This is a genomic window from Kitasatospora sp. NPDC088783, assembly GCF_044750705.1.
GTDB lineage: Bacteria > Actinomycetota > Actinomycetes > Streptomycetales > Streptomycetaceae > Kitasatospora > Kitasatospora fiedleri.
On sequence record NZ_JBIVKJ010000003.1, the window covers coordinates 794,683 to 818,690 of the forward strand.

The window sequence follows — 24,008 nt, forward strand, 5'->3', positions numbered from 1 at the left end:
ACGGTTGCGCTCATCGGTCCGGGGGACACGGCGCCCCGGCCCGACCGCACCCGTGACCGCCTGTCCGGCGGTTCGGCGCGTCCGGCATCCCGATGGACGCCGCGGCCCAGTGCGGCGGTTCCCCCACCCGCGGCACGTATTCGCACGGGCATCCGACGCCCGGTCAGCGTACCCCGAATCGCTTCCGACGGTCCGTCAGATGACGATGGCGGGGCGGGAGTCGAGGAGGGACCGGAAGGCATGGAGCTGACCAGCCGGACGTTGGTGTACGCGCTGACCGCGGCGGCCGCGGCCGCCCTGCTCGGCACCCTGTGGCTGTGGCCCCGGCTGGCCCGGCAGCGCCCGCTGCCGGTGCTCGGCCGGCTCGCCCTGCTGTCGGTCACCCAACTGGCCGTCCTGGGGGTGCTGCTGCTGTCGGTGAACAACGCCTACGGCTTCTACAGCTCCTGGAACGACCTGCTGCACCCCGGCGCCGCGGCGCTCGCGCCGGTCGCCGCGCAGGTGCCGGGCGCCGCGCCGGAGACCGGGCAGCTGGTGCGGCCCACCGACGAGGGCGGGCTGGAGACCGTCAAGGAGGTGCTGCCCGCCGGGCCGCCGGAGGAGGTCGGCCGGGTCGACTCGGTGCGGATCACCGGCCCCGCCTCCGGCCTGTCCGACCAGGTCTTCGTCTACCTGCCGCCGGAGTACTTCAACCCGCGCTACGTCCGCGAGCGCTTCCCGGTGCTGCTCGCCCTGGCCGGCTACCCCGGGCCCTCGCTGCACCTGGTCGAGGGGCTGCGGCTGCCGCGGACCGCCGCCGAGCTGCAGCGCGCCGGGAAGCTGGCGCCGACCGTGATCGTGATGGCCCGTCCGACCGTGGCCCCGCCGCGCAACACCGAGTGCGTGGACGTCCCGGGCGGGCCGAAGGCGGAGACCTGGTTCGCCGAGGACGTCCCGGCGGCGGTCCGCTCCGCGTACCGGGTCAGCCGCTCGGCGGACTCCTGGGGCGTGTTCGGCTACTCCACCGGCGGGTCCTGCGCGCTGCGGCTGGCGATGCGGCACCCCGGCACGTTCCGGACCGCGGCCGGGATGCACGCCGACTACACCGTCCCGAACGACCGCTGGACGGACGGCGACCTGTTCCGCGGCGACCAGGACGCCGCCCGGCGGTCCGACCTGACCTGGCGGCTGAGGAACCTGCCCGCGCCGCGGGCCGACCTGCTGCTGGTCTCCACCCGGGCCGAGGCCGACTTCGCGGCCACCGAGCGGTTCCTGGCCGCGGCCCGGCAGGTGGCCGCGGCCCACCCCGAGCTGAAGGTGGACTCGATCTTCCTGCCCGACGGCGGGCACTCCTTCGAGACCTGGCGGCGCGAGCTGCCCGCCACCCTGGAGTGGCTGGGCGACCACCTCGACCCGCCGCCGGACCGCGAGCCGCACTCCTGAGCCCCCGCTCCCGGAGACGCACCGGGGCGCCACCCGTGCGGGTGGCGCCCCGGTCAGCGGGCCGGCGGTGCGTCAGCGACCGCCGATGATCAGGCTCATCGCCTCGTTGCGGGTGGCCGGGTCGCGCAGCTGGCCGCGGACGGCGGAGGTGAGCGTCTTGGCGCCGGGCTTGCGGATGCCGCGCATCGACATGCACATGTGCTCGCACTCGAACACCACGATCGCGCCGCGCGGCTCCAGGATGCGCATCAGCGCGTCGGCGACCTGGCTGGTCAGCCGCTCCTGCACCTGCGGCCGGCGGGCGTACACGTCGACCAGCCGGGCCAGCTTGGACAGGCCGGTGATCTTGCCGCTGGTGGACGGGATGTAGCCGACGTGCGCGACGCCGCGGAACGGCACCAGGTGGTGCTCGCAGGTGGAGTACACCTCGATGTCCTTGACCAGCACCATCTCGTCGTGGCCGAGGTCGAAGGTGGTGGTCAGCACGTCCTCCGGCTGCTGCCACAGGCCGGCGAATATCTCCCGGTAGGCGCGGGCCACCCGGGCCGGGGTCTCCAGCAGCCCCTCGCGGTCCGGGTCCTCCCCGACGGCGAGGAGCAGCTCGCGGACGGCGTTCTCGGCCCGCTTCTGGTCGAACTCGCGGACGGGGGACTCACCGTCGAGCGTCACCGGATCGATCATGCGTGCCTCGCTGCTCGTCAGTCGGGAAATCTCGGTCAAGCGGGTGGAGAGGGTCGGCGCAGCACGAATGCCGCGCCTCCAGGGTACAAACCCCGGAAACGCGGCATCCATTCCGAACCGGTGGTCGGCCCGATCAGCTCTCGACCTGGCCGCCGTCGACCGGCGGGAGCTTCACGACGTCGACCGGGTCACCCGCGGCCGGGGCGGCGCCGTTGGTCAGCGCCAGCTCCTTCGGCGACTGCACCGGCGGCCGGGTGGACGGGGTGCGGCGGGCCGACCCGGTCCAGGCCGGACGCGGGGGACGCTTGATCACCGGAGTGAAGATCTCGGCGATCTGCTCCTTGTTCAGCGTCTCCTTCTCCAGCAGTTCGAGCACCAGGTTGTCCAGCACGTCCCGGTTCTCGACCAGGATCTCCCAGGCGTCGTTGTGCGCGGTCTCGATCAGCTTCTTGACCTCCTCGTCCACCAGCCCGGCGACCTCTTCCGAGTAGTCGCGCTGGTGGCCCATCTCACGGCCGAGGAACGGCTCGGAGTCGGAGGTGCCGAACTTGATCGCGCCCAGGCGCTCGCTCATGCCGTACTGGGTGACCATGGCCCGCGCGGTGGCGGTGGCCTTCTCGATGTCGTTCGAGGCGCCGGTGGTCGGGTCGTGGAAGACCAGCTCCTCCGCCGCCCGGCCGCCCAGCATGTAGGACAGCTGGTCGAGCATCTCGTTGCGGGTGGTCGAGTACTTGTCCTCGTCCGGCAGCACCATCGTGTAGCCCAGGGCGCGGCCCCGGGACAGGATGGTGATCTTGTGCACCGGGTCGGAGTAGTTGCAGGCCGCCGCGACCAGGGCGTGGCCGCCCTCGTGGTACGCGGTGATCTTCTTCTCCTTCTCGGACATGATCCGCGAGCGCTTCTGCGGACCGGCCACGACGCGGTCGATCGCCTCGTCCAGCGTCTGGTTGTCGATCAGCTTCTTCTCGGAGCGCGCGGTGAGCAGCGCCGCCTCGTTCAGCACGTTCGACAGGTCGGCGCCGGTGAAGCCGGGGGTGCGCTTGGCGACGGCCGAGAGGTCGACGTCCGGCGCGATCGGCTTGCCCTTCTGGTGCACCTTGAGGATGTCCAGTCGGCCCTGGAGGTCCGGGCGGTCGACGGCGATCTGCCGGTCGAAGCGGCCGGGGCGCAGCAGCGCCGGGTCCAGGATGTCGGGGCGGTTGGTGGCGGCGATCAGGATGACGCCGCCCTTGACGTCGAAGCCGTCCATCTCGACCAGCAGCTGGTTGAGGGTCTGCTCGCGCTCGTCGTGGCCGCCGCCGAGGCCCGCGCCGCGGTGCCGGCCGACGGCGTCGATCTCGTCGACGAAGATGATCGCCGGGGCGTTCGCCTTGGCCTGCTCGAACAGGTCGCGGACCCGGCTGGCGCCGACGCCGACGAACATCTCGACGAAGTCGGAGCCCGAGATCGAGTAGAACGGCACGCCCGCCTCGCCCGCGACGGCGCGGGCCAGCAGGGTCTTGCCGGTGCCGGGCGGGCCGTACAGCAGCACGCCCTTGGGGATCTTGGCGCCGACCGCCTGGAACTTGGCCGGTTCCTGGAGGAACTCCTTGATCTCGTGGAGCTCCTCGACCGCCTCGTCGGCGCCCGCGACGTCCGCGAAGGTGGTCTTCGGGGTGTCCTTGGTGAGCAGTTTGGCCTTGGACTTGCCGAACTGCATGACCCGGGAGCCGCCGCCCTGCATCTGGTTCATCAGGAACAGGAAGACCAGGACGATGATCACGATCGGGAGCATCGAGAAGAGCAGGCTGACGATCGTCGACTGCTTCTCGGGGCTGACCGTGTAGCCGTCGGCGATCTGCCCGCCGGCGTACTTGTCCTGGAGTGTCTTGGCCAGATCGGCGGCCTGCTGCTCGCCGGTGTAGGAGGCCTGGAAGCGGGTGCCGGACGGCGACTTGCCGTTCGAGCCGGCCTTCAGCTTCTGGCCGTCCTGCAGCTGGATCTTGATGAGGTTCGAGTCACCGGTGGTGAGCTGCGCCGACTTCACCTGGTTGTTGTCGATGGCGCTGACGATCTGCCCGGTGTCCGCAGTTTTGTAGCCGCTCGAATCCGAGACGAGCTCCATCAATGCGAACACGGCGAGGGCGGCCAGCACGACCCACATGATCGGCGCACGGAAGTATCGCTTGACGTCCATCCATGCGGGGCGTCACCGCCCCGTCCCTCCTGCCAGTTCAACGGGCGCTGCTCGGCTGTGGGGCCTCGGCGCATCCGATATGTGCTCGTAAGACGAGCGTTTGATTGGACCGTACCGCAGCGACCCCCGGTCCCGGCGGGATCGCACCACGGTGCGGGCTATTTTCCTACCCCCGCACAACGGGTGGGAACGGGGCACTGTTCCCACCCGTCGCCCGAACGGTTCAGCCGCCGTACACGTGGGGCGCGAGCGTGCCGATGAACGGCAGGTTGCGCAGCTTCTCCGCGTAGTCCAGGCCGTAGCCGACCACGAACTCGTTGGGGATGTCGAACCCGACGTACTCGACGTCGATCTCCACCTTGGCCGCGTCCGGCTTGCGCAGCAGGGTGCAGACCTTGAGCGAGGCCGGGCCGCGCGAGCCCAGGTTGCCGAGCAGCCAGGACAGCGTCAGGCCGGAGTCGATGATGTCCTCGACGATCAGCACGTCCTTGCCGGCGATGTCGGTGTCCAGGTCCTTGAGGATCCGCACCACGCCGGAGGACTTGGTGCCCATCCCGTACGAGGAGACGGCCATCCAGTCCATGGTGACCTGGCTGTGCAGCGTCCGGGCCAGGTCGGCCATCACCATCACGGCGCCCTTGAGGACGCCCACCAGCAGGAGGTCCTTACCCGCGTAGTCCTGGTCGATCCGCGCGGCCAGCTCCACCAGCTTGGCGTCGATCTCGTCCTTGCTGATGAGCACCTTCGCGAGGTCTGCGCCCATGTCGTTCTGGTCCACCGGGGATACGTCCTCAAACGTTCGGGGTCTGGGTTCGGCGGCGGCGGTACGACCTGTTCGTGCTCAGTCGCCCTGCCGCCGAAACACCAGCGTGCCACACCGGCGCACGGCTTCGACGCCCCCGGGTAGGTGCAGCGGGCCCTGGCCGCGCCAGCCGGTGACCAGCAGGTCCACGCTCTCCAGGTGCCGGGCGAACAGGTCGCCGGCCGGGCAGCCCGCGCGCAGCGCGGCCCGGCGCAGCACCCGGCGGCGGACCGCGGGGGGCAGTTCGGCGAGCTTGCCCGCGTCCAGGGCGCCGTCCGGGGAGCGCAGGTCGCGCTCGGCGAGGGCGGCCCACTGGTCGAGGGCGTCGGCGTCGTCGCGGAACAGCCGGGCGGTGCGGGCCAGCGCCTCCACCACGCCGCCGCCCAGGTGCTTCTCCAGCACCGGCAGCACCTCGTGCCGGACCCGGGAGCGGGTGTACGCCGGGTCGGTGTTGTGCGGGTCGTCCCAGACCGGGATGGACTGCGCGGCGCAGGCCCGCCGGGTGGCGGCCCGGTCCAGCTCCAGCAGCGGGCGGCGGTAGCGGCCCTTCTGGGCGGGCATCCCGGCCAGCGAGCGGGCCCCGGAGCCGCGGGCCAGGCCCAGCAGCACGGTCTCCGCCTGGTCGTCGCGGGTGTGGCCGAGCAGGACGGCGAGCGCGCCGTGCCGCTCGGCGGCCAGGTCGAGCGCGGCGTAGCGGGCGTCCCGGGCGGCGTTCTCCGGGCCGCCCTCGCGGCCCACCCGGACGGCGACCGCCTCCACCGGGTCCAGGCCGAGCTCGCGCAGCCGGACGGCGACCTGCTCGGCCCGCTCGGCCGAACCGGCCTGCAGGCCGTGGTCGACGGTGACCGCGCCGACCCGCAGGCCGAGCTTGGGGGCCTCGAAGGCCGTGGCGGTGGCCAGCGCCATCGAGTCGGCGCCGCCGGAGACCGCCACCAGCACCAGCGGGGAGCCTGGCGCGGCGGGCGTGCGGGGCAGGCCGGAGGGGTGCCGGCGGGCGTTGCCGATCAGCGTGCCGGGCACCGTCGCGGTGCCGGCCAGCGCGGGCACCGGCACGGGCGCGGGCGTCCGCGGGCGGGCCTGCCCGCCGGGGACGACACCCGCCTCCGCGGCGAGTTCGGCGAGGGTACGGCGGACGGCGAGGCGTATCGCCGCGACAGCGGGGTGTGGGCCCATGGTTGGCACTCCTTGGCGGAGGGAGGGTTGTGTCGGCCGCCTGTCAGCTCTCGGTCACCAGGCGCTCACAGATGGTCGCAGAATCCGGCCACCGCCCACGCCACCCGCGCCAACGGCGGATCCACCGTCCCACGTACGGGTGAATGGAGAAACGTTACGGCTGCCTCAGGTGTACGACTCACCGGACGGAGGGACCGGTCGTGACCGGGCCCGACCGGTCCGGACGGGCCCGGCCGGTGAGCCCCGGTGAGCCCCGGTGAGCCCCGGTGAGCCTGGTCAGCCGGTGACCCGGGCCACCCAGGACGCCGGGTCGTGGATCTCCTCCTTGGTGGGCAGCGTGTTCGGCGAGGTCCAGACCCGGTTGAAGCCGTCCATCCCGACCCGCTCCACCACGCCCCGGACGAACACCGCGCCGTCCTGGTACTGCCGCAGCTTGGCGTCCATCCCGAGCAGCCGGCGCAGCGCCAGGTCGAGCCGGCCGCTGCCGCGGTCGCGGCGGCGCTGGAACTTCTCCCGGATCTCCGCCACCGAGGGCACCACCGCGGGCCCCACCCCGTCCATCACCACGTCCGCGTGGCCCTCCAGCAGCGACATCACCGCCGTCAGCCGGGACAGGATCTCCCGCTGCGCGGGCGTCTGCACCAGGTCGGTCACGCTGGGCGCGCCCTCCCGGCCCGCGCGGCCCTCGCGCCGGCCGCCCAGGCCCGGGAGCGGCAGGCCGCCGAGCGCCTCGCGCAGCCGCTCCAGGAAGGCCGCCGGGTCGACGTCGGTCTGCGCCAGGAACTCCTGCACCTCGGACTGGATGTGGTCGCGCAGCCACGGCACCGCGGTGAACTGGGTCCGGTGGGTCTCCTCGTGCAGGCACACCCAGAGCCGGAAGTCGTGCGGGGCGACGTCGAGTTCGCGCTCCACCTGGACGATGTTCGGCGCCACCAGCAGCAGCCGCCCGGGCGGGGCGGCCAGACCGCGCCGGGGCTGGTCGAACAGGCCCTCCGGGCTGTCCGGGGCGCTCGGCAGCTCGGCCGGGGCGAAGGTCTCGTACTGGCCGAGCACCTTCGCCGACAGGAAGGCCAGCACCACGCCGACCTCCACCCCGGTGGCCTTCGCCCCCGCCGAACCGGCCGCCGCCGCGCCCCGGCCGCCGCCCTCCCGGCGGGCCGCCAGCTTCTCGGTCAGCGGGCGCACCACCGTCCGGAAGCCCGCCACGTTGGCCCGCACCCAGCCCGGCCGGTCCACCACCAGCACCGGCGTGCCCGCCACCCCGGTCGACCCCATCCGGGTGTACTCGCGCACGTGCCGCTCGGCCTCCGCCGCGTGCCGGCGCAACTCGGCGACGGCCGCCCGGGCCTCGTCCCGCCCGATCCGCGGCCCCGGCCGGGCGAGCCGCACCGCGGTCGCCACGGCGAGATTCCAGTCGACCATCTCCGCACTGCCGCTCGCGCTCGTCATGTCTTCACCGTACGTGCTCACCCCCGCCCGGGGGAGGCGCGCACCCTCGCCGCTCCGTGCCGTGACACCCCGTCAACGCTCCGCCGCCGGACACCGGGAGCACCCCGGGCCCGGCCCACCCACCGCACAGCGGCCGCCGCTCCCCCGTCCCCGGGCCGCCCGCGCCCCGGCGGTCCGGCCCGGCGGGGAGCGGCGGGGCGGCTGCGGCCCGGCGGGGGCACTCCACCCGGCGGGCATCCCCGTCCGACCAGGGCTGCGCGAGGTCGGCGGCGACCGGTCCGCGCGCGGCCGTCCGCAGGACGCCGCGCCCGCCCCGGGAAACAGCCGCCCCGTCACCGCCCCGGAGCCGCGCACCGCCCGGCCGGACCGGCGGGGGTCAGCAGCCGCAGGCGGCGATCTTGGCGACGATGCGGTCGACGGCGGCGCGGGCCGCGGTGGGGTCGGCGTCGGTGCGGGTCATCAGGGCGAAGGCCAGGACGCGGCCGTCGGCGTCGACCACGGTGCCCGCCAGGGTGTTGACGCCCTGGAGGGTGCCGGTCTTGGCGCGGACGATGCCGGCGGCCTCCGCCGCGCCGGACTTCGCGCCGAAACGGTTCACCAGGGTGCCGGAGAATCCGGCGACCGGGAGGCCGGTGATCACCGGGCGCAGCTCCGGGTGGGCGGGGGCGGCGGCCGCGGCGAGCAGCTTGACCAGGGTGATCGGCGGGATCAGGTTGGCCTTGGCCAGGCCGCTGCCGTCGGTGAGCACCACGCCGTCCAACGGGACTCCGAGCCCGGCCAGTTCGGTGCTGACCGCCTTCGCCGCGCCCTCGAAGCTGGCGGGCTGCTTCGCGGCGATCGCGGCCTGCCGGGCGACCGCCTCGGCCAGCGTGTTGTCGGAGGTGGTGAGCATCCGCTCGACCAGCCGCCCGATCGTCGGCGACTCCACCCGGGCCAGTTCGGTCGCGGCGGCCGTGCCCGCGGCCGTCCCGGCGGGCGCGGTGGCGGGCGCGGTGGCCGCGGCGGGCTTGCCCTGCACGGCGACGCCCTCCGCCCTGAGGAAGCCGGCGAAGGAGTCGGCGGCCTGCCCGGCGGGGTCGAACACCCGGGCCGGGGCCTCGTCGGGCGAGCGCGGGTCGATCCGGCCCTCGTCGACCATCAGCGGGGTGACCGCGGCGATGTTCATCGCGTCGTGGTCCTTGTGCAGCAGCGGGCCGGTGTAGAGCGAGGTGTCGTACGAGAGCCGCACCTCGGTGGTGCCGGCGGCCTTGAGCGCGGTGGCGGTGCGGTGGGCCAGCTCGGCCACCGAGGCGGGGGCGCTGTCCGGGTCGACGGGCAGGCCGCCGATCCGGACCTGGTCGGCGGGCAGGGCGGTCAGGGTGGGGTCGCCGCCGCCGACCAGGGTGATCTCGCCCGGGGCGGCGCCCCGGACCACGGTGGTGGCGATCCGCTGCTCGGCGGGCAGCAGGGCCAGGGCGGCGACCGCGGTGGCGAGCTTGGTGGTGGAGGCGGGCGTGGCCGGGGTGTTCTCCTGCGCGCCGAACAGGAACTCACCGGTGGCAGCGTCGGCGACCGCGAAGTTCAGGGTGCCCAGCGCCTTGTCCTGGACGGTGCCGCCGAGCGCGGTGCGCAGCCCGCCGCCGGTCGGGGCCTTGCTGTCGGCGGCGTCGCCCTCGGCCAGCACCGGGCCCTTGACCGGGACGGCCCGGTGCCGGTCGTCCCGGTGCTGCCGGCCGTCGCCCTTGCCGCCTTCGCCCTTGCCGCCGCCCTTGCCGTCGCCGTGGTCGCCGGCGTCGCCGCCCTGCCGGTCCTCGCTCCGGCCGTGGCCGTCCCCGGCGGGCCGACTCGTCCCGGCGCCCGGCGTGGGCTGGGCCAGGGCCGGGTCGGCGGCCAGGGTCCCGGCGGCCAGCACCACCCCCAGCGCGGCTGCCAGGGCGGCTCTGCGCCCGCGTCCCACCCCTGTCCCTGCTCTCACCGACCGGCCCCTTTCCCGAGCACACCCCGCCGTAGGAGACACTTGATTCTGTCAGTCCCAACCCTTGGAGGAACCGTTGGAGTTCGACGTCCTGATCGAGATCCCGAAGGGCTCGCGCAACAAGTACGAGGTCGACCATGAGACCGGTCGGCTCCGTCTGGACCGCATGCTCTTCACCTCGACCCGCTACCCGGCCGACTACGGCTACGTCGAGGGCACCCTCGCGGACGACGGCGACCCGCTGGACGCGCTGGTCATCCTGGAGGAGCCGACCTTCCCGGGCTGCCTGATCAAGTGCCGCGCCATCGGCATGTTCCACATGACCGACGAGGCCGGCGGCGACGACAAGCTGCTGTGCGTCCCGGCGACCGACCCGCGCTGGTCGCACCTCCAGGACCTCCAGGACGTGTCGGAGTTCGACCGCCTGGAGATCCAGCACTTCTTCGAGGTCTACAAGGACCTGGAGCCGGGCAAGTCCGTCCAGGGCGCCGACTGGGTCGGCCGCGCCGAGGCCGAGGCCGAGATCACGGCCTCGATCAAGCGCCTGGAGGAGCAGGGCGGCCACTGAGCCGTGACACCCCTCGGGGTGGCCCGCACCGCACGCGCAGGGGCGGGAGTCCGGAGTTTCCGGGCTCCCGCCCCTGCTGCTTCCCGGTGGCGCTTCCGCTGCGTGCCCGGTGCGTTCCCGGTGCCTTCCCGGTGCGCCCGGACGGTCCTCAGGTGCCGTCGTTGTCGTCGAGCCGGAAGCCGACCTTGAGGCCGACCTGGTAGTGCTCGACCTCGCCGTCCTTGAGGTGGCCGCGGACCTGGACCACCTCGAACCAGTCCAGGTTGCGCAGCGTCCGGTTCGCCCGGGTGAGGCCGTTGCGGATCGCGGCGTCCACGCCCTCGTGCGAGGACCCGACGATCTCGGTGACCCGGTAGGTGTGGTCGGTCATGGCGGTCTCTCCCTGTGCGGCGACGGGTGGCTCCCCCGCCGTCCACCGTGCACCGAAGCGCCGCCCCGGGCATCCCGGCTTCCGCCGACGGGGCGTCGGCCGCGGCGTCGGCGGGGTCTCGACCGGGGCTCGACCGGGGCGCCGACGGGCTCTCAGAACGCCGCGCGGACCTCGCCGACCACGTTCCCGCCGCCGTGCAGCGGGGCGGCGGCGATCCGGTCCAGCACCGGGTCCTGGACGCCCAGTCGGCGCAGCGCGGCGGCCAGCACCGGGCCGCGGGCGCGCTCCGCGCCGTCCTCGATCTTGAAGGCGAGGGCCCGGCCGTCGGCCAGCGCCACCACCTGGACGGCCTCGGCGCCCATCTTGGACAGCGCCCCGGGCACCGCCCGCATCAGCCAGGTGTCGGCCCGGCGGGTGCCCGCCACGTACTCGGGGTGGGCGCGCATCGCGTCGGCGACCCGGCGCCGCTCGGTGCCGGGGTCGGCCAGCAGCAGGGCGCGGTAGCCGCGGGCCAGGCCGGTGAGCGAGACGGCCAGCAGCGGGGCGCCGCAGCCGTCGGTGCCCAGGTGGGCGGCCGGTTCGCCGGTGGCCTGCTCCAGGGCGGTGCGGGCCAGCACCTGGATCGGGTGGGACGGGTCGAGGTAGGTCGCCAGGTCCCAGCCGTTGGCGGCGGAGGCGGCCAGCCAGGCGGCGTGCTTGCCGGAGCAGTCCATCAGGATCGGGGCGCGCTCCCCGCCGGAGCGCAGCAGCTCCTCGGCCTCCACCGGGTCCAGCGGGAGGTCGGCGGGCAGCCGCAGGGCGGACTCGGTGAGGCCGGCGTCGGCCAGCACCCTGCGGACGGCGGCGCGGTGGAAGGGCTCGGCGGAGTGGCTGGAGGCGGCCAGCGCGAGCTGTTCGCCGCGCAGGTCGAGGCCGGCCCGGAGGGTGGCCACCGCCTGGAAGGGCTTGGCGGTGGAGCGCGGGTAGACCGGCAGCTCGGGGGTGCCGAGCGCGTACTCGACGGCGCCGTCGGCGTCGAGCAGGACCAGCGAACCGCGGTGGCGGCCCTCGGTGAAGCCGGAGCGTATGACCTCGGCGAGGGCGGGCGGGGCGGGCTGCGACACGGGTGGTTCTCCAGGGCGGGTGCGGTGAGGGTGGGTGGACCCCGGCCGCGTCCGCCCCGCTCAGCGCTCGCTGAGCAGGTCGTCGACCCGGGCCTCCCCCTCACGGTACCTGCGGGTGATCTCCGCCCCGCAGTCGTCCGCGGTGCGCTGGAGCGCGTGGCGGCGGCCGGAGACCTCGCGCTGGTGCACGTCGAGCCGCTCGATCGCGGCCAGCAGGTCGGCGGTGGCGTGCGCGGACAGGTCGGCCAGCTGGACGTCGCCCATCAGGGCGTCCGCCTCCCGCCGGTAGCGCTCGCCGCGCGGCGGGCCGAGGGTGAGGTGCCGGGCCGGGCGGCGGGTCGCGGACGGGGCGTCGGCGAGGATGGCCGGCAGCCGGTCCAGCAGCGCGCACTGGGCCTCGCTCGCGCCCGTCAGCGGGATCTCACGGCGCTGGAGTTCGGCCCGCAGGATGTCCATCCGGCCGTGCAGCAGGCGGCGCAGGTAGGACAGGTCGGCCTCCTGCTCCAGCGCGTCCCGGCGGAGCACCCGCAGTTCCTCCAGGGCCAGGCCGGCCAGCCCGTCGACCGCGCTCACGTCCATCAATCCGACCACCTGCCGTAGTACCAGTGCCCGCCGGTAGCACGGGCCGCCCGACCTCCAGGGTTCCCCCCGGCGGGCGCTGCCACTCGTGCGGGTGACGCGGTTCGCCGGGACGGCGGACGCCCCGGCGGGGCCCGGGTGGCCCCGGACCGTCGCACAGCGTGCCACCCCGGGCCCCGGCGCCGCACGCCCGAGTACCCGAACGGCCCCCTGGCGAACACCCCTGGCTAGTACGAAGAACCCGCGCCACCGGCTCACCTGCACGAATCGGGGCGCACCATGCGCGACCCCGGCGCGCAACCGGAGGCCGTGCGCCCCCTGGGTGGGCGCACCGGCACAATGGCGGCATGCGAGCAGTGGTGCAGCGGGTCGCCCGGGCGGCCGTGACGGTGGACGGCGAGACGGTCGGCGCGATCGAGGGGCCGGGCCTGTGCGTCCTGGTCGGCGTCACCCACGAGGACACCCCCGGGCAGGCCGCCCAACTGGCCCGCAAGCTCTGGACGCTGCGGCTGTTCCCGGGCAGCCCCGAGCGGTCCTGTTCGGAGCTGGGCGCCCCGCTGCTGGTGATCAGCCAGTTCACCCTCTACGGCGACGCCCGCAAGGGCCGCCGCCCCACCTGGAACGCCGCCGCGCCCGGCCCGGTCGCCGAACCGCTGGTGGACGCCGTGGTGGCCGAACTGCGCACGCTGGGCGCCGAGGTGGCGACCGGGCGGTTCGGCGCCGACATGCAGGTGTCGCTGGTGAACGACGGGCCGTTCACCGTCCTGCTGGAGGTCTGATCCCCTCGCGGGAGTGAGGACCCGTTGCAGTAGTGAGAGCTTATCGCGGAAGTGAGAGCCTCTTCCGAGAGTGAGAGGCCGTCGTGCAAGTGAAGCCCTCTCACGTCGGCGAGAGGGCCTCACGGAGGCGAAGGCCCCTCAGGCCGGGACGATCACGTCCTGGGTGCCCGGGACGCCGTCGGCCAGCAGCACCGCGTCCACCGGGGTGTTGCGCTTGACCAGGGCCAGTGCGATCGGGCCCAGCTCGTGGTGCCGGGCCGAGGAGGTGACGAAGCCGACCGGCCGCTCCTGGCCCTGGACCCGGACCTCGGTGCCGTGCGCGGGCAGCTTCTCCTCGGTGCCGTCCAGGTGCAGGAACACCAGCCGGCGCGGCGGCCGGCCCAGGTTGTGCACCCGGGCGACCGTCTCCTGGCCCCGGTAGCAGCCCTTCTGCAGGTGCACGGCGCTGTCCAGCCAGTCCACCTCGTGCGGGATGGTTCGGTGGTCGGTCTCGAAGCCGAGCCGCGGCCGGTGCCCCTCGACCCGCAGCGCCTCGTACGCCCAGACGCCCGCCGCCGGACCGAACTCCTCGGCTGCCGCGGCCAGTTCGGCCCGCGGCAGGAACACGTCGCGGCCCCACGGCAGTTCGCGCACCGCGGCGGCCCGCTCGACCGGGGCGGTGGAGCCGGCCGGCAGGAAGACCACCGCGTACCGCTCGGTGGCGTCGGCGACCTCGACCCGGTTCCAGAACTTCATCGACTCCAGGTACTTCACCAGCGCGGGCGCGCCGCCGGGCTCCACGTGGATCCAGGTGGTCTCCCCGTCGTCGACCAGGTAGAGCGTGTGCTCCACGTGCCCGTTCGGGGAGAGCACCAGCGCCTCGGTGGCCCGCTGCGGCGGCAGTTCGCTGACGTGCTGGGTGAGCAGCAGGTGCAGCCAGCTCAGCCGGTCCGGGCCGGTCACGGTGATCACGCCGCGGTGCGACAGGTCGGTGAAGCCGCGCCCGGCGGCCAGCGCGCGCTGCTCGCGGAACAGGTCGCCGTAGTGGGCGGCGACCCCTTCGTCGGGACCTTCGGCCGGGACGGCGCCGGGCAGGGCAAGCAGCGGGCTCTTCATACCCGCCAGCCTAGACCGACCGGTGCAGGAGGACGGCGTCGCGGGCCGATGGCTCTCGCCCCCCGCGTGCCCGGTCGGCCCTACGGCTGCCCGTCCTCCAGCTTGGCGGTGCAGTCCGCGCAGCGGCCGAAGATGGCGAAGTGCTTGAGGTCGGTGTCGAAGCCGTGCTCGGTGCGCAGGCTGTCGATCAGCGGGGCGGCGATCTCGGTGTCGGTCTCGGTGACCCGGTCGCAGTCCCGGCAGACCAGGTGCAGGTGGGTGTGCCGGCCGGCCAGGTGGTAGGTGGGGGCGCCGTGGCCGAGGTGCGCGTGCGAGACCAGGCCGAGCTCCTCGAGCAGCTCCAGCGTCCGGTAGACGGTGGAGATGTTGACGCCGCTGGCGGTCTTGCGGACCTGGCCCAGGATCTCGTCCGGGGTGGCGTGGTCGAGCAGGTCGACGGCCTCCAGCACCAGCTGGCGCTGCGGCGTCAGCCGGTAGCCGCGCTCGCGCAGGTCGGACTTCCAGTCGGTGCTCTCGCTGTTCGCCACGTGTGTCCCTGCCCGGTGAGAGGTCGTATGACAAGTGTAGGGACCGGCCGCCGGGCCGGTCCCCACTCCGTGCGTGGACGGTGGATCAGCGGAAGAACGCGATCCCGTCGTCCGGCAGGTCGTTGATGTCGTGGATCAGCTGCGCCGGGTTGAGCACCTTCTTCAGCTGCGCGGACATGTACGGCCGCAGCGGCACCTCGGGGGCGGCCTTCTCGCCGACCCAGAGCAGCTCGTCCTTGACCAGGCCGTAGAGCCGCTTGCCGCCGCTGTACGGGGCCGCGTCCTCGATCCGGGCGACCGCGTCGGTGGCCAGGTCGATCTGCGGCTTGCCGTCGTGCAGCTTGCCGTACCAGATCTCCACGGTGCCGTCGTCGCGGACCGAGGAGACCTCGATCTCGCGCTCACCGCTGGTGCCGTGCTGGTTGCTGGTCACCCGCCAGAAGGAGTGCTCGGTCTCCAGCGGGCGGACCTTCTCCCCCTGCTCGTCCAGCACCCAGGTGCGGGAGCGGAACTCCAGGAAGGGACGGCCGTCGTGCCGGAAGACGATCTCCTGGCCGAAGTTGCACTTCTCGCTGCCGGGGCCCTCTTGACCGGGAAGGGGGGCGTGGACGCCCGCGCCCTCCCAGGTGCCGAGGAGGAAGGCGAGCGGGACGACGTCGCGGTGGAGGTCGGAAGGAATCTCGATCATGGTCCTGGCTGGTGTCGTCGGACGGTTACCGGGTCAACCGTACGGCAGTCGTCAGCGCTGGCCCTGGTAGAGCTTCATGACGGAGAAGATGGCGAACCAGGTGATCAGCACGGCCATCAGAGCCAGCAGGCTGTCGAAGAAGATCTCAAGACCGGACACGGTGCGCTCCCAGGGGCGGGTTCGACGGGCTGTGGTACGGCGCGAGTCTATCCGGCGCCCCCCGCGCCCGTAGTCTCTGGGGCATGTCGAAGAAGCTGGTCATCAAGGTCACCGCCGGGGCGGACGCCCCCGAACGCTGCTCGCAGGCCTTCACGGTCGCCTCGGTCGCCGTCGCCAGCGGCGTGCCGGTCTCGCTCTGGCTGACCGGCGAGTCCGCCTGGTTCGCCCTGCCCGGGAGGGCCGCCGAGTTCGAGCTGCCGCACTCCGCGCCGCTGCCGGACCTGCTGGAGGCCGTCCTGGCGGCCGGGAGCGTCACCCTGTGCACCCAGTGCGCGGCGCGCCGGGACATCGCGCAGGCCGACGTGATCGAGGGCGTGCGGATCGCCGGCGCGCAGGTGTTCCTGTCCGAGGTGATGGCGGACGACGCCAGGGCGCTGGTCTACTGACGCTCCTCCGGGGGCTCGCGGTCCGGCGCGTCCCGGTCGTGGCCGCGCCGCTCCCAGCGCGGGTCGTCCCAGCGCGGGTCGTTCCACCAGTCGTCGTCGCGGTCGCGCCGGTTGGCGAGGACGGCGGCCACCGGCGGGATCACCATGGCGACCGCGCACATGCCGATGGCGGCGCCGACCGACCAGAAGCGCACCACGCCCCAGGCGAGGACGAACAGCGTCAGGCAGACGCCCATCATCACGAAGTAGCGCACGTGCCGTCGATGTGCCTGCACCCCTCCAGGGTAGGCCGCGGGGCCCCGGCCGTTGAAGACGGCCGGGGCCCCGCGGTGCACTGCCTGGTGCGGTCGTCTCAGACCGCGATCGCGACCTCGGTGAACTCGCCCTGGGTGGCGACCACCTGGCGGTCCACGGTGGCGCCGGGCACCAGGGCCCGCAGCGTCCACTTGCCCGGGCGGGCGAAGAACCGGAACTGCCCGGTCGCCGAGGTCGGGACCTCGGCCGTGAACTCGCCGTTCTCGTCGAGCAGCCGCACGTAGCCGTTGACCGGCTCGTCGTTGCGGGTCACGGAACCCTGGATGATCGTCTCGTTGGCCACGTCAACTCCTGCCAGGTCCGGGCCGCCGGCCTTCGCACCGCACATGTCTGTCTCCCTCGTCCTTGCCGTCGTGCGAGCCGGAGCTCAGTTGCCGAGCTCGATCGGCACGCCGACCAGGCTGCCGTACTCGGTCCACGAACCGTCGTAGTTCTTGACGTTCTCCTGGCCGAGCAGCTCGTGCAGCACGAACCAGGTGAGCGCGGAGCGCTCGCCGATCCGGCAGTACGCGATGGTGTCGGTGGCCAGGTCGACGCCCTCGGCCTCGTAGAGCGCCTTGAGCTCGTCGTCGCTCTTGAAGGTGCCGTCGTCGTTGGCGTTCTTCGCCCACGGGATGTTCTTGGCGGACGGGACGTGGCCCGGGCGCTGCGACTGCTCCTGCGGGAGGTGGGCCGGGGCGAGCAGCTTGCCGGAGAACTCGTCGGGCGAGCGGACGTCGACCAGGTTCAGGCTGCCGATCGCGTTGACCACGTCGTCGCGGAAGGCGCGGATCGAGGAGTCGGCCGGCTGCGCGGTGTACTGGGTGGCGGCCCGCTCGGGCTGCTCGACGACCAGCTCGCGGGAGTCGAGCTCCCACTTCTTGCGGCCGCCGTCCAGCAGGCGGACGTCGCCGTGGCCGTACAGCTTGAAGTACCAGTAGGCGTAGGACGCGAACCAGTTGTTGTTGCCGCCGTAGAGGACCACGGTGTCGTCGTTGGCGATGCCCTTGGCGGACAGCAGCGCCTCGAAGCCGGCCTGGTCGATGAAGTCGCGGCGGACCGGGTCCTGGAGGTCCTTCTTCCAGTCGATCCGGACCGCGTTGCGGATGTGGTTCTTGTCGTAGGCGGCCGTGTCTTCGTCGACCTCGACGATGACGACCTTCGGGTCGTCCAGGTGGGCCTGGACCCAGTCGGCGTCGACCAGGACGTCGCTGCGGCTCATGTGGGTTCTCCATCCGGGGGCGGTTGGCGGAAGGCTGCGGGAGTGCTCCGGACCGTGCGCGTCCGCACATCTGTCCGCATTCTGGGACGGAGGTGGGTGCGGCTTCGGCCGGGGTGGATCGACGGGGTTCTCGCCGCTCCGGACGCACCGGTGCCCGTGGCTACCGGTTCGCGGCGTCGGAGCGGGGCGGACGTGCCGGGAGTACGGGGCGCGACCGCCGGGTCAGCGCATTCGACACAGGCAGCTCGACACGCGGCAGTGGTCTACCGCCCGCCGCTTCGTGAGGTCCGCCTGTCGCTTCATGACCACGATGCTAGGGACTCGGAGGGGGCGCTGTCATCATTGTGTCGAATGCTGAGACCGGAACATCCGCATGGTGGGATTTACCGATTTCCGTCCTCAGTCGAAGCGGCCCGGGCCCGGTGCGGGGACCGGGCGGACGGGTGATTCGGGACGTTCCGGCAGCCGGCCTGGACAGCCCGTCTCGCCCAGCGGACGCCAGGCCCTGTCCGGCCTAGGCCCTGTCCGGCCGATCTTGTCGGATCAGCGCGCGGCGTCGGGGGCCCGGCTGGGAGTGCCGGCGGAACGCCCTCGTACTGGATGTACTCGGGTGTTTCGCCGGTGCTTCCAGGCGGGATGCCCGGCGTCGCGCGCCCGGCAAGATCGGCCGGACAGGGCCTAGTGGCCGAGCGTGGTGCCGGGGGCGAGGGTGAAGCGCAGCCGGACGCCGTCCTGCTCCGGGGTGGCCTCGGCCAGGGCGAGGCCGGTCGGCAGGCCGGTCAGGGCGAACCGCTGGGGCTTCAGCAGGTCGCCGGCCAGGCCGTTCAACTTGGAGGCCGCGCCGGTGAGTTGGAGGTTGTCCACGATCACCTGGTTGCCCTCGCTGCGCAGTCGGCCCTCGATCGAGCCGCCCGGCACCTCGGCCTTCACCTTGCCCGGGCCCGCGTACGCCAGGGTGAGCCGGCCGCCGCCCACCATGAACTTCGACAGGTCCTGGTAGCCGATCACGCCCCGGCCGTCGCCGCGCCCGACGGTGACGCCCCGGTAGGAGTCGGTGAACTTCACGTCGGACAGGTCGGCCCGGAAGGCGTGCACGGTCACCGTCTCGCGGCCGTCGGTCACGGTCATCCCGTCCGAGCTCATCGTGACCTTGTCCAGCTCCCCGGCCAGCGCGCTGGTCAGGAACGGGAAGTCGTCGATGCTGACGTCCGGCTTGGTGGTCATCCAGCCCGAGGAGACGACCGCGTCCGCCGCCTGGTCCTCCGCGACCCCGACGGCTATCCGGTCGGCGCCGACCAGCAGGCCGGCCACCACCCCCAGGCCGATCAGCAACTTCACCGAGCCGTGCATCGCACTCCCCCAGCAGACGGTCGATCCGACGTCCGTTCGGAGACGAACGGCATTCGGGCTACGGACATAGGGACGATCGCACGCGTGCCCCAGTTCCGGAACGGCAGCCGGGGAAACCGGTGATCAGCCTCCGGCGAACGGCGGCAGCACCTCGACCGTCCAGCCCGCGGACAGCGGCACCTCGGCGTGGTCCCGGCCGCCGGTCTGCTCGCCGTCCAGCAGGAACGAGCACACCCCCAGCAGCCGCAGCAGCTCCGGCCGGTCGGCGTGCGCGGCGCGCACCGCGGCCAGCGCCCCGGCCAGCGTCGCGGCCTCGACGGCCTCCTCGGCCCGGCCGGCCGCGGACTTGGCGGCGGCCCAGTAGCGCACCGTCCCGCTCACTCGTCCGGGTGAGCCGGCGGCGGCGGGTTCCCCGGCGGCGGTGCGTGCTTCGGCGGTCGCGGTCACGGCAACCCCTCTCGACGGTCCTCGCCCGGTACGGCGGCCGGCCCGGTGCCGGCCGGCCCACCCGTGGAATCGGGGTACACGTACGGTGCGGCCGGTGCGGCCCCCATCATCGCGCGCTCCCCCCACCCGGAGGCAAACCCCCCGGGGCCGCGCCGCCCCGCCGGAGCAACGCGCCTCACGGCCCGGAGCGCCGATCGCCGCCGCGCGCCCCGCTCGCGCCTCTCCCCAGGCCGCAGCCGGTCGGCTATCCTCGAACGCGATGAGGGATCCGGGCAGAGTCGCCCCCGGGTCCTTTCGTGCTTTCAGGACGCCATACGGACGTTCTTGCGAACGGTGCCCCACCCGCACCCGCCGCCGGAACACCACCGCCGCGGGCCGCACGACGAGGTGCGCACCCCGGGACGGGACCAGACCGGAGGGTACGCCGATGGACGGGGCACCAGCGGGACGCCAGGGGTTGCGGGACCTCGGGCGAGCCACCGCCGCCCCGCCCTCCGACGCCCCCGCCGACCCGGTCGGCGTTCCCCCCACCCTGTACCGCGGCCACCGCTCTCCCAGGCGGCCGCGACCGCGACGACCCGGAAAGGGGACTAACCGGGTATGAGTTCTCTGCTCCTGTTGACGAACGCCCTGCAACCCTCCGCCGAGGTGCTGCCCGCCCTCGGGCTGCTGCTGCACAGCGTCCGGGTGGCCCCCGCCGAGGGGTCCGCCCTGGTCGACACCCCGAGCGCCGACGTGATCCTGGTCGACGGCCGGCGCGACCTGCCGCAGATCCGCAGCCTGTGCCAGCTGCTGCGCTCCACCGGCATCGGCAGCCCGCTGATCCTGGTGGTCACCGAGGGCGGCCTCGCCGCCGTCACCGCCGAGTGGGGCGTCGACGACGTGCTGCTCGACACCGCCGGACCGGCCGAGGTCGAGGCCCGGCTGCGGCTGGCCCTCGGCCGGCTGAACGCGGCCACCGACGACAGCCCGATGGAGATCCGCAACGGCGACCTCTCGGTCGACGAGGCCACCTACTCCGCCAAGCTCAAGGGCCGCGTCCTCGACCTCACCTTCAAGGAGTTCGAGCTGCTCAAGTACCTGGCCCAGCACCCCGGCCGGGTCTTCACCCGGGCCCAGCTGCTCCAGGAGGTGTGGGGCTACGACTACTTCGGCGGCACCCGCACCGTGGACGTCCACGTCCGCCGGCTGCGGGCCAAGCTCGGGGTCGAGAACGAGCAGCTGATCGGCACCGTCCGCAACGTCGGCTACCGGTTCGTGGTGCCCGAGCGGCCCGAGAAGGGGCCGGAGCGGGCCGAGCCGAACCGCACCGGCGCCACCCGCGAGCACTGACGCACGGCCGGGCGGGCCGCACCGCGGAAACACTCGCCCGGCTTTGCCCGGATCGCTCCCGAAACCGCCGTCCCACCAGGTGTCACCCCGGGCCGGACCGGCGAACCACCCGCGTAGACTCCCCCCCGTGGCCAAGGTGACGCGCGACGACGTAGCCCGACTGGCTGGCACCTCGACCGCGGTCGTCAGCTATGTGATCAACAACGGTCCCCGGCCGGTCGCCCCGGCCACCAGGGAGAAGGTGCTCGCCGCGATCGAGCAGCTCGGGTACCGCCCGAACTCGGTCGCCCAGGCGATGGCCTCCCGGCGCACCAACCTGATCGGCATGGTCGTCCCCGACGCCCGGCAGCCGTTCTTCGCGGAGATGGCCCACGCCGTGGAACGCGCCGCCTCCGAGCGCGGCAAGCTGGTGCTGATCGGCAACTCCGACTACGTGGACGACCGCGAGGTGCACTACGTCCGGGCCTTCCTCGGGATGCGGGTCTCCGGCCTGATCCTGGTCAGCCAGGGCCCCTCGCAGCGCGCCGCCGAGGAGTTCGCCGCCATGGAGGGCGCCAAGGTGGTGCTGCTGCACCGCCGCCCCGAGGCGATCGACGACGTCGCCGTGGTCACCGACGACGTCGGCGGCTCCGAACTGGTCGTGCGCCACCTGCTGGAGGAGCACGGCCACCCGTACGTGGCCTGCTTCGGCGGCCCGGTCGAGTCCCCCGCCCCCGGCGACCCGGTGATCGACCACGTGGCCGGCTGGGAGCTGGCCATGACCGCGCACGGCCTGCCCACCGAGCCGTACCTGGTGGACGCCCCGTTCCACCGCTACGGCGCCTACCAGGTCGCGCTGGAGCTGCTCGGCTCCGACCGGCGCCCGCCGGCGATCTTCTGCTCCACCGACGACCAGGCGATCGGCGTGCTGCGGGCCGCCACCGAACTCGGCCTGCGCGTCCCCGAGGACCTCGCGGTGGCCGGCTTCGACGACATCCCCGAGGCCGCCTTCGCCTCCCCGCCGCTGACCACCGTCGCCTCCGACCGGGACGCGATGGCCCGGGCCGCCGTCGACCTGGTCCTCGACGACTCGCTGATGGTGCCCGGCAGCGACACCGAGCGGGTCCGCAAGTTCCCGTCGCGCCTGGTCGTGCGGCGTTCCTGCGGCTGCGCCGGCGACCGGGCCGGATCTCCCGCCTGACCAGGCTTTATGAGAAGCTGACGCGCTTCTCGGGGAACCTGTACCACCCTCTCATCCGGTCTTCATGAACCGCGCGGAACGTGGTCGTCATGAGCGACCAGCACCGCAACACCCAGGAGCCCCACCCCCAGGACGGCGGCGCGGGCTGGCTCCCGCCGCAGCCGCCCACCGTCCCCGCGCACCCGGCGCACCCGGTGCCCCCGACACCCTCGGCGTACCCCGCGCACCCGGCGGAGCAGCCGTACCCGCCCTACCAGGAGGCCGCCTACCCGGCGCTGCCGCCCGCGGCCCCCGCCGCCGAGCCCGGGGCCGCCACCGCCGACGCCGGAGCCGGTGCCGACCAGCAGCCGCCCGCCGGGCACCGCGCCCGCCGCGGCCTGCTGCGCAGCCGGCTCGCCCTGGTCACCGCCGTCGCCGCGATCGCCGCCCTGGTCGGCGGCGTCAGCGGCGGCGCCCTGGTCGGCGACCGCTCCGGCACCACCGGCGCGAGCAGCACCCTGGTGCGCCCGGTCTCCGCGAACGCCGACGGCAGCGCCAACGTCTCGGCGATCGCCGCCGCGGTCTCCCCCGCCGTCGTGCAGATCACCGTCAAGACCAGCGGCGGCACCGCCACCGGCACCGGCGTGGTGCTCACCGCCGACGGCCAGATCCTCACCAACTACCACGTCGTCTCCGGCGCGGTGAGCGGCGGCGGCCAGACCACCGTCACCTTCCAGGACGGCTCCACCGCCCCCGCCACCGTCACCGGCACCGACAAGTCCCTGGACACCGCCGTCATCACCGCCTCCGGCGTCAGCGGCCTGACCACCGCCGTCCTCGGCGACTCCGACAGCACCGCCGTCGGCGACTCGGTGGTCGCCATCGGCAACCCCGAGGGGCTGACCGGCACCGTCACCTCGGGCATCATCTCCGCCAAGGACCGGCAGGTCTCCGTCCAGGTCGACGAGAGCACCACCAGCAACAACGGCGGCTTCGGCTTCCCCGACCTGCCCGGCCGGCGCGGCTCCTCCGGCTCCGGAAGCTCCTCCGGTTCCTCCGGCTCCTCCGCCGACACCGCCACCTACCAGGCCCTGCAGACCGACGCCGCGCTCAACCCCGGCAACTCCGGCGGCCCGCTGATCAACACCGCCGGCCAGGTCATCGGCCTCAACTCGGCGATGTACTCCGGCAGCGGCTCCAGCTCCAGCGGCAGCTCCGACGCCGGCAGCGTCGGGCTCGGCTTCGCCATCCCGATCAACAGCGTCAAGCAGGTGCTGTCCCAGATGCAGGCCGGCAAGACGGTCTGACCGCCTCCGCCGACCGCACCCCGCCGACCGACCTCCGCCGGCCGTCTCCCCCGATCCGTCCCACCCGACGGACAATGGCCAGGACCGCACCGGACTCAGAAAGGGCCCCGAGCCGATGACTCCCCCCGCCGACGACCGCACCCCCGCCGAGGCCCCGGGCGGCGGCGCCCGCGTCCTCGTGGTCGACGACGAACCCGCGCTGCGCGACGCGCTGGAATCCAGCCTCGCCTTCGAGGGCTACCAGGTCGCCACCGCCACCGACGGCTACGAGGCCCTGGCCGCCGTCGAACGCGACCACCCCGACCTGGTGCTGCTGGACATCATGATGCCCCGGATGGACGGCCTCACCGCCGTCCGCCGGATGCGCTCCCGCGGCGACACCGTGCCCGTCCTGATGCTCACCGCCCGCGACGCCGTCGGCGACCGCGTCACCGGCCTCGACGTCGGCGCCGACGACTACCTCGCCAAGCCCTTCGAACTCGACGAGCTCCTCGCCCGGGTCCGCGCCCTGCTGCGCCGCAACGCGCTCGCCGCGGAGGCCGCCGCCCGCACCGCCGCCGACGAGGACGGCGGCGAGGTGCTGGCCTTCGGCGACCTGCGGATGAACACCGCCACCCGCGAGGTCACCCGGGACGGCACGCCCATCGAGCTCACCCGCACCGAGTTCATGCTGCTGGAGATGTTCCTCTCCCACCCGCGCCAGGTGCTGACCCGGGAACAGATCCTCAAGGCCGTCTGGGGCTTCGACTTCGAGCCCTCCTCCAACTCCCTCGACGTCTACGTCATGTACCTGCGCCGCAAGACCGAGCAGCACGGCATGCCCCGGATCATCCAGACCGTCCGCGGCGTCGGCTACGCCCTGCGCGCCGCGACCGGCGCCGCGGCGTGAAGCCGATCGGCCGGCTCACGGGGTGGTTCCGCGGCAA

General features: G+C 73.6%; 25 protein-coding genes. 8 read left to right on the forward strand and 17 right to left on the reverse strand.

Annotated elements, in window-relative coordinates; all coding sequences use genetic code 11:
- The first annotated feature begins 240 nt into the window (after positions 1-240).
- Entirely contained in the window at positions 241-1,422 is a 1,182-nt protein-coding gene (locus tag ACIP60_RS12125) for an alpha/beta hydrolase (protein ID WP_400682528.1), read from the forward strand.
- A gap of 72 nt (positions 1,423-1,494) precedes the next feature.
- Here the strand turns inward: ACIP60_RS12125 and folE are convergent, their stop codons facing one another.
- From folE to dacB, 6 genes are all read right to left on the reverse strand, one after another.
- Positions 1,495-2,103: a GTP cyclohydrolase I FolE gene (folE, locus tag ACIP60_RS12130; RefSeq protein ID WP_111554814.1), complete on the reverse strand. Its 609-nt coding sequence runs from the start codon at positions 2,101-2,103 to the stop codon at positions 1,495-1,497.
- A 133-nt stretch (positions 2,104-2,236) separates the two neighbouring features.
- Positions 2,237-4,279: an ATP-dependent zinc metalloprotease FtsH gene (gene ftsH, locus ACIP60_RS12135; RefSeq protein WP_400682530.1), complete on the reverse strand. Its 2,043-nt coding sequence runs from the start codon at positions 4,277-4,279 to the stop codon at positions 2,237-2,239.
- Between the two features lie 223 nt (positions 4,280-4,502).
- Positions 4,503-5,042, reverse strand: coding sequence for a hypoxanthine phosphoribosyltransferase (hpt, locus tag ACIP60_RS12140; RefSeq protein WP_400682712.1), 540 nt, complete (start codon positions 5,040-5,042; stop codon positions 4,503-4,505).
- A gap of 78 nt (positions 5,043-5,120) precedes the next feature.
- Positions 5,121-6,254 (reverse strand): tRNA lysidine(34) synthetase TilS, encoded by a 1,134-nt coding sequence (tilS, locus tag ACIP60_RS12145; protein ID WP_400682532.1) that lies wholly within the window; start codon positions 6,252-6,254, stop codon positions 5,121-5,123.
- A 276-nt stretch (positions 6,255-6,530) separates the two neighbouring features.
- Positions 6,531-7,703 (reverse strand): zinc-dependent metalloprotease, encoded by a 1,173-nt coding sequence (locus ACIP60_RS12150; protein WP_400682535.1) that lies wholly within the window; start codon positions 7,701-7,703, stop codon positions 6,531-6,533.
- 376 nt (positions 7,704-8,079) lie between these two features.
- A complete protein-coding gene (dacB, locus tag ACIP60_RS12155) occupies positions 8,080-9,657 on the reverse strand; it encodes a D-alanyl-D-alanine carboxypeptidase/D-alanyl-D-alanine-endopeptidase (RefSeq protein WP_400682537.1) in 1,578 nt (525 codons plus the stop codon).
- Positions 9,658-9,733: 76 nt separating this feature from the next.
- Between dacB and ACIP60_RS12160 the strand changes: the two genes are divergently transcribed.
- Positions 9,734-10,225, forward strand: a complete 492-nt coding sequence (locus ACIP60_RS12160; protein ID WP_030458155.1) for an inorganic diphosphatase — start codon at positions 9,734-9,736, stop codon at positions 10,223-10,225.
- A gap of 148 nt (positions 10,226-10,373) precedes the next feature.
- Here the strand turns inward: ACIP60_RS12160 and ACIP60_RS12165 are convergent, their stop codons facing one another.
- The 3 genes from ACIP60_RS12165 to ACIP60_RS12175 all read right to left on the reverse strand — a co-directional run bounded on the left by ACIP60_RS12165 (position 10,374) and on the right by ACIP60_RS12175 (position 12,277).
- Positions 10,374-10,595 (reverse strand): dodecin, encoded by a 222-nt coding sequence (locus ACIP60_RS12165; protein ID WP_400682541.1) that lies wholly within the window; start codon positions 10,593-10,595, stop codon positions 10,374-10,376.
- A gap of 152 nt (positions 10,596-10,747) precedes the next feature.
- Positions 10,748-11,698 carry an asparaginase gene (locus tag ACIP60_RS12170; protein ID WP_400682544.1) on the reverse strand — a complete coding sequence of 317 codons (951 nt, stop codon included), beginning with the start codon at positions 11,696-11,698 and terminating at the stop codon, positions 10,748-10,750.
- A 60-nt stretch (positions 11,699-11,758) separates the two neighbouring features.
- Positions 11,759-12,277 carry an ABC transporter substrate-binding protein gene (locus ACIP60_RS12175; RefSeq protein WP_282202210.1) on the reverse strand — a complete coding sequence of 173 codons (519 nt, stop codon included), beginning with the start codon at positions 12,275-12,277 and terminating at the stop codon, positions 11,759-11,761.
- 347 nt (positions 12,278-12,624) lie between these two features.
- On the opposite strand from ACIP60_RS12175, the gene dtd reads away from it, so the two are divergent.
- Positions 12,625-13,056: a D-aminoacyl-tRNA deacylase gene (gene dtd, locus ACIP60_RS12180; RefSeq protein WP_400682548.1), complete on the forward strand. Its 432-nt coding sequence runs from the start codon at positions 12,625-12,627 to the stop codon at positions 13,054-13,056.
- 138 nt (positions 13,057-13,194) lie between these two features.
- On the opposite strand, the gene ACIP60_RS12185 is transcribed toward dtd, so the two are convergent.
- The 3 genes from ACIP60_RS12185 to ACIP60_RS12195 all read right to left on the reverse strand — a co-directional run bounded on the left by ACIP60_RS12185 (position 13,195) and on the right by ACIP60_RS12195 (position 15,366).
- Positions 13,195-14,151: a YgfZ/GcvT domain-containing protein gene (locus tag ACIP60_RS12185; RefSeq protein WP_400682550.1), complete on the reverse strand. Its 957-nt coding sequence runs from the start codon at positions 14,149-14,151 to the stop codon at positions 13,195-13,197.
- A gap of 80 nt (positions 14,152-14,231) precedes the next feature.
- Positions 14,232-14,678, reverse strand: a complete 447-nt coding sequence (locus ACIP60_RS12190; RefSeq protein WP_100836843.1) for a Fur family transcriptional regulator — start codon at positions 14,676-14,678, stop codon at positions 14,232-14,234.
- 85 nt (positions 14,679-14,763) lie between these two features.
- Positions 14,764-15,366 carry an FABP family protein gene (locus ACIP60_RS12195; protein WP_400682553.1) on the reverse strand — a complete coding sequence of 201 codons (603 nt, stop codon included), beginning with the start codon at positions 15,364-15,366 and terminating at the stop codon, positions 14,764-14,766.
- Positions 15,367-15,608: 242 nt separating this feature from the next.
- Here ACIP60_RS12195 and ACIP60_RS12200 point away from each other — a divergent pair, with 242 nt between their 5' ends.
- On the forward strand, positions 15,609-15,971 hold the full coding sequence (locus tag ACIP60_RS12200; protein WP_100836845.1) for a DsrE family protein: 363 nt from the start codon (positions 15,609-15,611) through the stop codon (positions 15,969-15,971).
- On the opposite strand, the gene ACIP60_RS12205 is transcribed toward ACIP60_RS12200, so the two are convergent.
- The 5 genes from ACIP60_RS12205 to ACIP60_RS12225 form a co-directional block, all read right to left on the reverse strand.
- Positions 15,965-16,246 carry a DUF3099 domain-containing protein gene (locus ACIP60_RS12205; protein WP_111554824.1) on the reverse strand — a complete coding sequence of 94 codons (282 nt, stop codon included), beginning with the start codon at positions 16,244-16,246 and terminating at the stop codon, positions 15,965-15,967. The genes ACIP60_RS12200 and ACIP60_RS12205 overlap by 7 nt on opposite strands.
- 77 nt (positions 16,247-16,323) lie before the next feature.
- On the reverse strand, positions 16,324-16,614 hold the full coding sequence (locus tag ACIP60_RS12210) for a DUF1416 domain-containing protein (protein ID WP_014137449.1): 291 nt from the start codon (positions 16,612-16,614) through the stop codon (positions 16,324-16,326).
- 39 nt (positions 16,615-16,653) lie between these two features.
- Entirely contained in the window at positions 16,654-17,487 is an 834-nt protein-coding gene (locus ACIP60_RS12215; RefSeq protein WP_100836847.1) for a sulfurtransferase, read from the reverse strand.
- Positions 17,488-18,165: 678 nt separating this feature from the next.
- Positions 18,166-18,837, reverse strand: a complete 672-nt coding sequence (locus tag ACIP60_RS12220) for a DUF2993 domain-containing protein (protein ID WP_400682558.1) — start codon at positions 18,835-18,837, stop codon at positions 18,166-18,168.
- Positions 18,838-18,960: 123 nt separating this feature from the next.
- Positions 18,961-19,206: a MoaD/ThiS family protein gene (locus tag ACIP60_RS12225; RefSeq protein ID WP_100838544.1), complete on the reverse strand. Its 246-nt coding sequence runs from the start codon at positions 19,204-19,206 to the stop codon at positions 18,961-18,963.
- A gap of 678 nt (positions 19,207-19,884) precedes the next feature.
- Here ACIP60_RS12225 and ACIP60_RS12230 point away from each other — a divergent pair.
- The 4 genes from ACIP60_RS12230 (at position 19,885) to ACIP60_RS12245 (ending at position 23,971) form a co-directional block, all read left to right on the forward strand.
- A complete protein-coding gene (locus ACIP60_RS12230; protein ID WP_100836849.1) occupies positions 19,885-20,616 on the forward strand; it encodes a response regulator transcription factor in 732 nt (243 codons plus the stop codon).
- A gap of 127 nt (positions 20,617-20,743) precedes the next feature.
- Positions 20,744-21,796 (forward strand): LacI family DNA-binding transcriptional regulator, encoded by a 1,053-nt coding sequence (locus ACIP60_RS12235; protein ID WP_100836850.1) that lies wholly within the window; start codon positions 20,744-20,746, stop codon positions 21,794-21,796.
- 89 nt (positions 21,797-21,885) lie between these two features.
- The gene (locus ACIP60_RS12240) at positions 21,886-23,082 is read left to right on the forward strand and encodes a S1C family serine protease (protein WP_400682563.1); all 1,197 of its coding nucleotides are present in this window, start codon (positions 21,886-21,888) and stop codon (positions 23,080-23,082) included.
- Positions 23,083-23,197: 115 nt separating this feature from the next.
- Complete coding sequence (locus ACIP60_RS12245) at positions 23,198-23,971, forward strand: response regulator transcription factor (protein WP_400682566.1); 774 nt, start codon at positions 23,198-23,200, stop codon at positions 23,969-23,971.
- Positions 23,972-24,008: the final 37 nt, after the last annotated feature.

What these genes read in the sequence shown, in the direction of transcription:
- ACIP60_RS12125 (WP_400682528.1), top strand. Translation starts at nt 241, where the DNA reads ATGGAGCTGACCAGCCGGACGTTGGTGTACGCGCTGACCGCGGCGGCC.
- folE (WP_111554814.1), bottom strand. Translation starts at nt 2,103, where the DNA reads ATGATCGATCCGGTGACGCTCGACGGTGAGTCCCCCGTCCGCGAGTTC.
- ftsH (WP_400682530.1), bottom strand. Translation starts at nt 4,279, where the DNA reads ATGGACGTCAAGCGATACTTCCGTGCGCCGATCATGTGGGTCGTGCTG.
- hpt (WP_400682712.1), bottom strand. Translation starts at nt 5,042, where the DNA reads ATGGGCGCAGACCTCGCGAAGGTGCTCATCAGCAAGGACGAGATCGAC.
- tilS (WP_400682532.1), bottom strand. Translation starts at nt 6,254, where the DNA reads ATGGGCCCACACCCCGCTGTCGCGGCGATACGCCTCGCCGTCCGCCGT.
- ACIP60_RS12150 (WP_400682535.1), bottom strand. Translation starts at nt 7,703, where the DNA reads ATGACGAGCGCGAGCGGCAGTGCGGAGATGGTCGACTGGAATCTCGCC.
- ACIP60_RS12165 (WP_400682541.1), bottom strand. Translation starts at nt 10,595, where the DNA reads ATGACCGACCACACCTACCGGGTCACCGAGATCGTCGGGTCCTCGCAC.
- ACIP60_RS12175 (WP_282202210.1), bottom strand. Translation starts at nt 12,277, where the DNA reads ATGGACGTGAGCGCGGTCGACGGGCTGGCCGGCCTGGCCCTGGAGGAA.
- dtd (WP_400682548.1), top strand. Translation starts at nt 12,625, where the DNA reads ATGCGAGCAGTGGTGCAGCGGGTCGCCCGGGCGGCCGTGACGGTGGAC.
- ACIP60_RS12185 (WP_400682550.1), bottom strand. Translation starts at nt 14,151, where the DNA reads ATGAAGAGCCCGCTGCTTGCCCTGCCCGGCGCCGTCCCGGCCGAAGGT.
- ACIP60_RS12195 (WP_400682553.1), bottom strand. Translation starts at nt 15,366, where the DNA reads ATGATCGAGATTCCTTCCGACCTCCACCGCGACGTCGTCCCGCTCGCC.
- ACIP60_RS12200 (WP_100836845.1), top strand. Translation starts at nt 15,609, where the DNA reads ATGTCGAAGAAGCTGGTCATCAAGGTCACCGCCGGGGCGGACGCCCCC.
- ACIP60_RS12210 (WP_014137449.1), bottom strand. Translation starts at nt 16,614, where the DNA reads ATGTGCGGTGCGAAGGCCGGCGGCCCGGACCTGGCAGGAGTTGACGTG.
- ACIP60_RS12215 (WP_100836847.1), bottom strand. Translation starts at nt 17,487, where the DNA reads ATGAGCCGCAGCGACGTCCTGGTCGACGCCGACTGGGTCCAGGCCCAC.
- ACIP60_RS12220 (WP_400682558.1), bottom strand. Translation starts at nt 18,837, where the DNA reads ATGCACGGCTCGGTGAAGTTGCTGATCGGCCTGGGGGTGGTGGCCGGC.
- ACIP60_RS12230 (WP_100836849.1), top strand. Translation starts at nt 19,885, where the DNA reads ATGAGTTCTCTGCTCCTGTTGACGAACGCCCTGCAACCCTCCGCCGAG.
- ACIP60_RS12240 (WP_400682563.1), top strand. Translation starts at nt 21,886, where the DNA reads ATGAGCGACCAGCACCGCAACACCCAGGAGCCCCACCCCCAGGACGGC.
- ACIP60_RS12245 (WP_400682566.1), top strand. Translation starts at nt 23,198, where the DNA reads ATGACTCCCCCCGCCGACGACCGCACCCCCGCCGAGGCCCCGGGCGGC.